3 protein-coding genes are annotated in these 10424 nt (G+C 36.5%); all 3 read left to right on the top strand.

Annotation, left to right across the window (positions count from 1 at the left end; translation table 11 throughout):
• The first annotated feature begins 35 nt into the window (after nucleotides 1-35).
• From ACE94K_RS05750 to ACE94K_RS05760, 3 genes are read left to right on the top strand one after another with little or no spacing between them, the layout of a single operon-like run.
• Entirely contained in the window at nucleotides 36-2996 is a 2961-nt protein-coding gene (locus ACE94K_RS05750; protein ID WP_378181224.1) for an Ig-like domain-containing protein, read from the top strand.
• A gap of 32 nt (nucleotides 2997-3028) precedes the next feature.
• The gene (locus tag ACE94K_RS05755; protein WP_378181227.1) at nucleotides 3029-6046 is read left to right on the top strand and encodes an Ig-like domain-containing protein; all 3018 of its coding nucleotides are present in this window, start codon (nucleotides 3029-3031) and stop codon (nucleotides 6044-6046) included.
• Nucleotides 6047-6076: 30 nt separating this feature from the next.
• Nucleotides 6077-10144: an Ig-like domain-containing protein gene (locus ACE94K_RS05760; RefSeq protein ID WP_378181230.1), complete on the top strand. Its 4068-nt coding sequence runs from the start codon at nucleotides 6077-6079 to the stop codon at nucleotides 10142-10144.
• The last annotated feature ends 280 nt before the right edge of the window (nucleotides 10145-10424 follow it).

Genomic DNA, 10424 nt, shown 5'->3' on the forward strand with positions numbered 1-10424 from the left:
AACAATAAAGCCATAGGCTTATTAATGTTCGAAAGATGAAAACAACAAAAACACTACAAACAAAAAGAATACTCAAATCATTATTGATTCTATTATTCTTGACTCTGAACTTCAGTTTTGCTCAACAGGTAAAGCTAGAATCACATCAAAAAATGAATATGAACGGGCTTCATTTCTGGTATAGTGATCCCAGTAGGCCCGTTGCTCTTTTTAATCGAAATATAACACCAAAAGGCGATTGTATAAAAGTTGTAAATGGATATGTTTTCTTTACCTGGTACAAAGGAGGAATGCAAGACCGAAATCTAATGCTCTCCAGAAGGAAAATTGGATCAAATAATTGGGTGACCATTCAGTTTCCTGACAAAAATACATTGTATACGAGTACATATAACGGAATTAATTATGCCAATAGCCCCGGTGGGAATTCACATAGAACTACCTCTGTTGGAGTTTCGGAAAAAGATGGAACCGTACACTTAGCTTATGATACACATGCTGGAGAGTTAAATTTCAGAATGTCTAAGAAAAATATTGCATTTGCACCAGACTCAGAATTTAAGCTTAGCAACTTTAATCAACGAACAAATTACTTAAGATCGGATGAGGTAATCAACAGTTTTACCTACCCTAATTTTAGTATGAATGATGCCGGAGAACTGATGCTTAATTATAGGATTGGTGGAACTAGAAGAGGAAATTTGATGATGGCTTATTACGATGGTAATACCTGGTCTAAAAGTTATAAAATTATAAACGGCAGAGATCCGAATCCAACATTCAATCTTTACGGAGGTCTTAAATACCAATATGGTAAAATGTACCTAGGAGGTTCTTTACGAATACAGAATAACCCAATAGAATTTAATCAAGGCTTTTATTTTGCTGAAGGAGGGCAAAGAGGAAATGAAAACTGGATGGCTATAGATAATAAAAGCAATCCTATACCACTTACATCTATGAATGATTATAAGATAGCAGAACCTTTACCTAACAATTCTAATGGTATGACATCTGCACCAAGTTTTGCAGTAACGGAAAGTGGCGCTGTGCATTTTGCAAACAGGGTTCCAGGACAAGGTACGGTACATTACTACAAATCAGCCGGATCAAATACCTTTAAAAAAGGAAATAACGGCACAAGGGTAAGTTTTGCAGCAGGTGGTAGAGTATATGGCGTAGAGATGTCTGGCGGTAATATAAGAGTAAGAAGTACCCCAGAGAACGCAAGTAATTGGCGCACAGATTATGTTTACGATGCGCAAGAAACCTTTGATATTATGGAACATGCATATTACGAAGGAAAAATATATATCGTGGCTAATGAAAAAAAGGAGACCGATAAAAGACCATTACATCATATTGTAATAGACCTTGGGTTTACTCCTGTATCGAATCAAGGACCGTTGGTTTCTTTTAAAAACCCAGTAGGTGATCTTACGGTTGATGAAGGTTATGATTTGAGCGTTGAGGTAGATGCCAGCGATCCTGATGGTAGTGTCTCTAACGTAAAATTATATATAAACAATGAGTTTATAAGACAAGAAAATGGAGCTCCTTACGAATGGGGACAGGATAGCTCACCCAATCCGAATGAACTTAATGGTAGAACACAAGGGACTTATATCGTAAAGGCAGTCGCAACCGATAATAAAGGAAAAACAGCAGAAAAGTCCTTTACGTTAACAGTTCGCGAGAATAATCCAGGTAATCAACCACCTTTAGTATCTTTTGCCTCACCAACAGGAAATACTTCAATACCAGAAGGATATACAAATTTTGAAGTAACTGTAAATGCTTCAGATAATGATGGTTCTATAACTAATGTAAAGCTATATGTTGATGGGAATTTAATTCGCCAGGAAAATCTTGCCCCTTATGAATGGGGAATCGGTAATAATAGTGCAGAACTTTTAGGTCTTTCTGTAGGACAACACAAAATTAAAGCCGAAGCAACAGATAATGAAGGAGCAAAAACAAGCAAAACCTTTACACTATCTGTTACTGGAGAAAATAACAATCAAGCTCCGCAAATCTCATTTGCCAACCCATCAGGTAATATTACCGTACAAGAAGGATATGATCTTATAGTGAGAGCAAATGCCAGTGATCCTGACGGAAGTATTTCTAATGTAAAACTATATATCAATAACGAATTAATCCGACAAGAAATTTTAGCGCCTTATGAATGGGGTCACGATGGATCTCCTAATCCACAAGAAGTCAATGGCCGTAGCGCCGGAGTATATACTTTTAAAGCGGTAGCTACAGATGATAAAGGATTACAGAGCGAAGCGAGATTTACCCTAACAGTGCAAAGTTTGGATACAGGAGGAGGAAATGATTGCTCATTTGGCACTCCGGCAAATAGTGGTATATCTGCAATGGATAAAGTAACATATTCTAATGTTTACATTTTAGGTAACGGCGGTCCAAGCCTAAGCAATTTTAGGAAATTGACGATTAATTGGGATCCGCAATACAACGGTTTATACCAATTTGCTTTTAATACGTCTAACGGATCCCCTAATTGGTATGTTGATTTTAAAAACACGATGACTTTTCAGCTAAGAAATGCAAACCCTGAAGTAACTTTAAATAATACTGGTTTTGCAGGACTGGATGGATCCTATTGGGTTACCAGAAATGGAGATGATTTTATAATGGTTTCCAAAACAAAAGATTTCACCTTGTATTTCAGTAATTCATCACAACAGGCATCTTGTAGCGACAGAAGCAATGAAGCAGAGGTCACAAAAGAACTTAATATAATTGCTTTTCCTAATCCGGTAAATGATAATATTTTAAATGTTTCAGGTCTGAAAAATGGGCTTACAACTATCGAGATCGCAGATATGTTTGGAAAAGTGATTTATCATCAAACAGAAACATCTAATAGTGCTCAAATAAACCTATCTAACCTATCTACAGGATCTTACATACTTATTGTAAAAAGTTTAAAATCCAGAAAGGCAATGTTGTTTACGAAACAATAATCACATATCTAACTAACAAACTCAACAAACTAATGAAAAATTATATTATAGAAAACATAAAGATCTCAAGGCTCCTTTTATGTATGTCATTATTCTTTTTTGGCCTCTCAGGGACGGCGCAGGTAGAATTAATTGAAGAGGTAAAAATTTCGGATAGTGGCCTATATTTTGACGGGTCAAAAGTTCCGGAAAGTGAAAGACTAACATTTCCTAATAGAGCAAAATATGATTATGCATTTGGAAGAAAAATTACTCCGCACGGCGATTGTATTTATAAACATAACGAATATGTGTTTATGACTTGGTATAAAGGAGGAGAAAGCGATAGACATGTGATGCTTTCAAGATACAATACAATAACCAAAAAAACAGTAACTATTCAGTTTCCACATAGGCATACAGGCTTTCAGAATCGACCTCATATAGGAGAATCACATAATACGATAGCCGTTGGTGTTGCTCCAGTAGACGGAACCGTACATTTATTGTATGATATGCACGCATATTCAAGAAATCGACCATCTAATGGGAGTTTAAGTAATGATTATTTCAGATATAGTTACTCAAAGAAAAACGTGGCGACCTTACCGGATAGTGAATTTACGTTAGATAAATTCTTCCCAAAACGGTTATATCTAAAAAGTGGAGATAACTATGAAGGATTAACGTATCCAAAATTTTTCAATAATGAAGCAGGGGATCTTTTCGTATCCATGCGCGAAGGAGGACATACCAATGGAAAATATATGACCGCCAAATATAATGGTACATCCTGGAGTAGTTTTAAAGATTTTAATGTATTGGATGCCAGAAGCAAAGGCATAAATTATAATTGGGGACTTTATGGAGATTTTAAGTTTATCAATGGTAAAATGCACGTTGGTTTTCATACAAGAAAAAGTATTAACAACGATAAATTTTCTCTAAATAGCGGATTTTATTATGCATACGCAAATAATTCAACGGATATATCCGATTGGAGAGATCATAAGAATAGAAGGGTGGCTACTCCATTAATTGATCCGGAAGAGATATTTATTTCTGAACCAGGTAATGAAGTCAATTCTTCCGGAGCGAATTCTGTTAGAATAACAAGCGGAGCCGATTGGACAGTGACCAAAGACGGAAGTATCCATTTTAGAACAACCGTTACAGGAAGCAACGGGTCCAGAAATGTCCATACCTACAAGAAGGCTGGAGAAGCTAATTTTAGAACTACTACCAACTTTCCAGGAGGAGATTTTCATAGTATAGAAAACGATGTTTACATGGTAGGACTAAGATCAGGGCGGCCGGTTATTTATAGGGCTGACGCCGGAACCAATAATTGGGAAACCTTATATACTACGAATTCCGGGAGAACTTTTAAACATGGAGTAGTTCATATAAAAGACGGTAGATTGTACTATTATTTAATGGAGAACAAAACAGGAAGCGCACAGCCTATTTATCTTCAGATATACGATCTGGGTATTAATTCTGAAAATAATCCTCCAACGGTTTCTTTGACAAACCCGTCAGAAAACAATCAAGAGTATACTTTAGGTGAAACTATTACACTTCGTGCAAATGCTTCTGATCAAGAAGGTAGTGTAGATAGAGTAAACTTTAAAATCAATGGTAGTTTCTTCAGACAAGACCGTACAGCTCCTTATAGTATAACCTGGACACCTACAGCGGCAGGAACTTATATCATAGGGGCAAGAGCTTTTGAAGAGGGTCAGGAAGGACTTTCTACAGAGGTATCCAGAACAGTAATTATTAAGGAAGAAATAAATAATCAGTCACCTGTTGTTTCTTTGACGAATCCATCTGAAAATAATCAAGAATTTACTTTAGGCGAAACTATTACGCTAAGAGCAACTGCTTCTGATCAAGAAGGCAACGTAGACAGAGTAAACTTTAAAATCAATGGAAGTTTCTTCAGACTAGATCGTACAGCTCCTTATAGTGTAACCTGGACACCTACAGTGGCAGGAACTTACACCATAGGGGCAAGAGCTTTTGAAGAGGGTCAAGAAGGACTTTCTACCGAAGTATCCAGGACGGTAATTATTAATGAGGAAACAAGTAATCAAGCTCCACAAATCTCATTTGCTACTCCTTCCGGAAATATTACCGCTCAAGAAGGATATGATCTTGTGGTAAGAGTTAATGCTTCAGATCCAGATGGTAGTATTTCGAATGTAAAATTGTATATCAATAATGAGTTGATCCGACAAGAGAGTTTTGCTCCTTACGAGTGGGGACACGATCGTTCACCCAATCCACAAGAAGTAAATAATCGTTCTGCCGGGGTACATACGTTTAAGGCAATAGCTACGGATAATGAAGGAAAACAAGGTCAAGCCACATTTACCTTAACAGTTAATGGTACAAATATGAACAGTGTAAATAATTGTTCGTTTGGTACTCCAATAAATACGGGTCTTAGTGCGATGAATAATATCTCTTACTCTAAGGTATACATTTTGGGGAATGGTGGCCCAAATCTGGATAACTTCAAGGAGCTTTCGATCAACTGGAACCCACAACATAATGGTTTATATCAATTTGCAATAAATACTACAGACGGATCTCCAGACTGGTATGTCGATTTTAAAAACACCATGACTTTTCAGCTAAAAAATGCAAACCCTGAAGTAACTCTAAATAATACCGGTTTTGCAGGACTAGATGGCTCTTACTGGGTTACCAGAAACGGAGATGATTTTATAATGGTATCTAAAACAAAAGATTTTGCACTGTATTTCAGTAATTCATCAGAACAAGTCTCTTGTAGAGACAGAAGCAATGATGCAGAGGTGTCAAAAGAAACTGCAATAATAGCTTTCCCAAATCCTGTTAATAACAATATTCTAAATATTTCAGGAATGAAAGAGGGACTTTCAACAATCGAGATCACTGATATGTTTGGAAAAACAATCTATAGTCAAACAGAAACCTCGAACAAAGCACAATTAAATGTGACTCATTTATCCACAGGATCCTATATCCTTATTGTGAAAAGCTTAAAATCCAGAAAGGCGATATTATTTACTAAACAATAATTATTAACCATAAATATAACACACACAATTATGAAAAATCGCTTTAAATGCACAAATGGAATAAAAGCATTCCTTGTGTCTAATCTATTACTCTTCTGGACTAGTTTTACCAGTATTGCAGGAGAAAAATTTATTGATGAAACCAATATTGTTAAAACGGAATTGTATTTTAATAACTTCGTTAACAATAGTCCTTCTGTATCCATAACAGGAATTAATAATTCCTATTCTGTAGGAGCTAATATTGGTGTCAATATTAATGCTAATGATTCTGATGGAACTATTACCCAACACCAGGTTTTTGTTAACGGAACCTTAGTAGATACTGATGGGGCAAATTACACACCTCATCAAATATCAAACGTGCAAGCAGGAAATTATACGGTTAAAGTAGTTGTAACCGATAATGATGGCGCAACAGATGAAGATACTAAAAGTTTTACAGTAAACGGTTCTGGGGGTGGCGGAGATAATTGCGATGTTGCCTATGAAGAGAAAAACGGATTGGTTATCATTGAAGCAGAAAATCTATCCGTACCGGGAAATTGGAAAAAAAAGAGTGCCATTTCAGGTTTTACAGGAAGTGGTTACATAGAGTGGACAGGCCCCGATCATTTTAATGACCCTGGTAATGGAGTGATTAACACAAAGATTAAGATCAATACCGCAGGACGATATGAGTTTCTTTGGAGATCAAAAGTTGGTGAAGGAGATAGTCCAACTGAAGCAAATGACACTTGGTTAAAATTTCCTGATGCCGACGAATTTTATGGTCAAAAAGGGAATGAACGAGTATATCCTAAAGGATCTGGTCAAACTCCTAACCCTGAAGGAGCAAGCGGAGAAGGATATCTTAAAGTGTATTCTACAGGAACTACAAATTGGACCTGGGCCACAAAAACAAGTGATAACGATCCTCACGATATCTTTGTAGAGTTTGATACACCGGGTGTCTATACAATGTTAATATCGGGTCGATCAAAACATCACATATTAGATCGGGTTACACTAAATAGAACAAGTGCGAATGCCACAAACTTATCTCTAAACGAAACCACCTGTGATGGAGATGGTGGTGGAGGTAATAACGGCAGTGCTTCGATCACAGGCGAACTGAGAAAATGGCATAATATCACATTAACATTTGATGGACCTAATACTTCGGAAACTGCTGGAGATAATCCTTTTTTAAATTATAGGTTGAATGTGACCTTTACCCATCAAAGTGGTTCCCCGTCTTACGTGGTTCCTGGTTATTATGCAGCAGATGGAAATGCAGCGCAAACCTCTGCATCTAGTGGAAACAAATGGAGGGCTCATTTTGCTCCTGATAAAACCGGTACCTGGAATTATAGTGTTTCTTTCAGAAAAGGTAGTAACGTAGCCGTTAATGATGGAACGAATGCAGGAACCAATGCCGGGTTTATGAATGGTGAAACGGGTTCATTCAATGTAAGTACATCGAATAAATCAGGTAGAGATTTTAGAGCAAAAGGTCGCCTGCAGTATGTTGGAGAACATTATTTGCGATTTGCAGAAACTGGGGAGTATATGATCAAACAAGGACCTGATTCTCCAGAGAATTTATTTGCATATGATGATTTTGATAATACACCCAATGCAGGTAATAGAAGAAAAAACTTTAATCCTCACAAAAATGATTGGAACAGTGGAGACCCAACTTGGAAAAGTGGTAAAGGTAAAGGGTTGATTGGAGCAGTAAATTATATTGCTAGCGAAGGGTTAAATTCTATGTCTTTTTTAACGATGAATATTAATGGAGATGATAAAAACGTTTATCCGTATATCTCAGACAATCAAAGAACACGAATGGATGTTTCTAAAATGGCACAATGGGCAATCGTGATTGAGCATATGCAGAATAATGGAATTTTTGCACATTTTAAAACACAAGAGACAGAAAATGAGACATTATTAGATAATGGAAATACAGGAACACAACGTAAATTATATTATCGCGAACTGATAGCAAGATTTGGGCATAATTTGGCATTGAACTGGAACCTAGGAGAAGAAAATGGAGGCGGACCGCAATCTTCTAATCAATCAGCCACTCAGGAAAGAGCCATGGCAGAATATTTTTACAAAAATGATCCGTATCGCCACCACGTAGTGATTCATAAATATCCAAATAATTTTCCTGACTATCTTACCGGTAATCAATCAAGGCTTACCGGATTTTCACTTCAGACCAATAAATCTGATTTTACCAATGTTTTCAGTAGAGTAAAAGAAGGAATCGATAAATCTAGAAGTTCCGGTAAAAAATGGGCAGTAGCTTGCGATGAGCCGGGAGATGCACAACACGCGATACGACCCGATAACAATGCTGCAAATTCTCACACAGACGGAAGAAAAAATGCACTGTGGGGAACATTGCTTGCAGGTGGATGGGGTAACGAATGGTATTTTGGATATCAGAATGCACATTCGGATTTATCACTACAAGATTTTAGAAGTCGCGATAAATGGTGGGATTATGCTCGACACGCGATTCGTTTTTTTGATATTACAGATCTTCCGTTGACACAAATGCAAAATAACAACTCGCTATCATCGAATAGTAATGATTATTGTTATGCAAAACAAGGTGAAGCTTACGTAATATATCTTAAAAACGGTGGATCCACAAATCTGAATCTTAATGGTCAAAGTGGCGCTTATACGGTAAAGTGGTATGATCCTCGTAATGGAGGTAACTTAAAGAATGGTTCTGTAACCAGTATAAATGGAGGAGGAAACAGGTCTCTAGGAAACGCTCCTAGTAATGGAGGTCAGGATTGGGTAATTGTAATTACTAAAAACGATTCTAATCCAACCGAAAATGAACCTCCTACCGTCTCTTTCGCTTCCCCAACAGGAAATACTGCAGTACAAGAAGGATATACTACTTTTGAAGTAACAGTGAATGCATCAGACAGTGATGGTACTGTAAGCAACGTAAAGTTATTTGTAGACGGAAACTTAATTCGTCAGGAAAGTATTGCGCCCTACGAATGGGGAATGGGTGAAAACGCTTCGGAACTTTTAAACCTTTCAGTGGGAACTCATACATTTAGAGCTGAAGCAACGGATAATGACGGAGCTAAAACCAGTAAATCATTTACTTTAACGGTAAACGGAGCTTCCGGTAATCAGGCACCACAGGTTTCTTTGACCAACCCTTCTCAGGAGAATCAGGAATTTGAATTAGGACAAACTATTAATTTAAGTGCAAATGCCTCAGATCCTGATGGAAATCTGGAAAAAGTAAACTTTAAGATCAATGGAGGTTACTTTAAACAAGATCGTACAGCACCGTATAGCGTAACCTGGACACCAACTGTAGCGGGAACTTATACTGTAGGAGCTAGAGCTTTTGATACAGAAGGATTATCTACAGAAGTATCAAGAATTGTAATTATAAAAGATGATAGTGGTGGAGGGCCTAACAGTTGTGGTTTCGGAACACCTGCAAACGCAGGATTGGTTGCGATGGATAAGGTAGAGTACAATAATGTACACGTTTTAGGCAATGATGGACCGAAATTAGGGAATTTAAGGAAGTTTACTATTAACTGGGATCCACAGTACAATGGCTTATATCAATTCGCAATCAATACGAATAACGGATCTCCTTCCTGGTATGTTGATTTTAGCGATACAATGACTTTCCAGTTACAGAATGCACAACCAGAAGTTACGTTAAACAATACAGGATTTGAAGGGTTAGACGGATCGTATTGGGTAGCAAGAGATGGTGATAATTTTGTGTTGGTTTCTAAAACAAAAGATTTCACTATTTATTTCAGTAATTCTGATACAGCACCTAATTGTAATCGCCAAAGCCCGGAAAACGATTTGCTACAAATCAAAGCATTTCCAAATCCGGTTTTACAATCGTCATTGACAATCTCCGGAATGTCTTCAGAATTGAAAACATTGCAAATAGTAGGTATTGACGGTCGTATAGTAAAAGAGATAAGTACCAAAAATGAATCAGAAACTTTAGAGGTTTCAGAGCTACCATCCGGATCTTATATTTTATTAATAAAATCAGTAAGATTTAAGGAATCTTTACTATTTGTAAAGAAGTAGAATTCACATTAATACAGACCAGGATGTCTTAATAAATTAATTAAGTATCCTGGTTTTAAAATTTCAATAAATAACAATGGTAGGTATAAAAGAAGTTTTTAATTGTTTCTGATAATACTATATTATCCAATTGCAAAATTTTGTGAGAATAGTTTTTAAAATAATCTATAAAAAATCTTAAAAACTATATTTTAAAATACTGATTATCATATAATTATATATATTATTCATTAATTCAATATGTGCAAAATTAATAATTTCGTTAATATTGCTTAGTCGT

The organism is Aquimarina besae (genome assembly GCF_042434905.1).
Lineage (GTDB): Bacteria > Bacteroidota > Bacteroidia > Flavobacteriales > Flavobacteriaceae > Aquimarina.